The sequence below is a fragment of the Paracoccus aerius genome (assembly GCF_014656455.1).
Taxonomy (GTDB): domain Bacteria; phylum Pseudomonadota; class Alphaproteobacteria; order Rhodobacterales; family Rhodobacteraceae; genus Paracoccus; species Paracoccus aerius.
Genome location: NZ_BNCL01000106.1, coordinates 1 through 570, shown reverse-complemented (window position 1 = coordinate 570; position 570 = coordinate 1). Strand labels below are relative to the sequence as shown.

Sequence of the window (570 nt, the reverse complement as noted above, 5' to 3'; positions counted from 1 at the left end):
CAGCCAGGCGGCAAAGTCGCGTCCTCTTCGGAACCCTTCCATCGGGGGAGCGAACGCCTGGATCGCCATGGCGCTGATGGGTCCGACGCCCGGAGCCGTCTGCAGGCGGATCGTCTCGGGGTCTGACTTCGCTTCATCCTTCAGGCGTTTCTGTATTTCCCTTGTTCTGTCGTCGAGAATGCCAATCTGCTCGAGGTGCAGGCGACAAAGCTCGATGACGCCGGACGGAAGGTCGATCTCCGGAGCATTGATCTGCGCCTCGAGCCTTTTGACGAATGTCCGTCCGGCAGGCGCGATGATGCCGTACTCCATGAGGTGCCCCCGCAGCGCGTTGATGAGAGCGTTGCGCTGACGAACAAGCAGATCGCGCGTCTTGAAGACCATCGATCGAGCCTGCTGCTCTTCTGACTTTATGGGCACGAACCGCATGGTGGGGCGCACCACGGCTTCTGCAATGGCCTCGGCGTCATTCGCATCGTTCTTCTGCCGCTTCACAAAGGGCTTTACGTAGATCGGCGGGATCAGGCGCACCTCGTGGCCCAGCTTCAGGAACTCTCGGCCCCAATAATG

1 protein-coding gene is annotated in these 570 nt (G+C 60.7%); it reads right to left on the bottom strand.

From position 1 onward, the window contains the following. Positions 1-570, bottom strand: a 570-nt coding sequence (locus IE224_RS20915; RefSeq protein ID WP_191313448.1) for an IS110 family RNA-guided transposase, incomplete at both ends; no start/stop codon positions are given.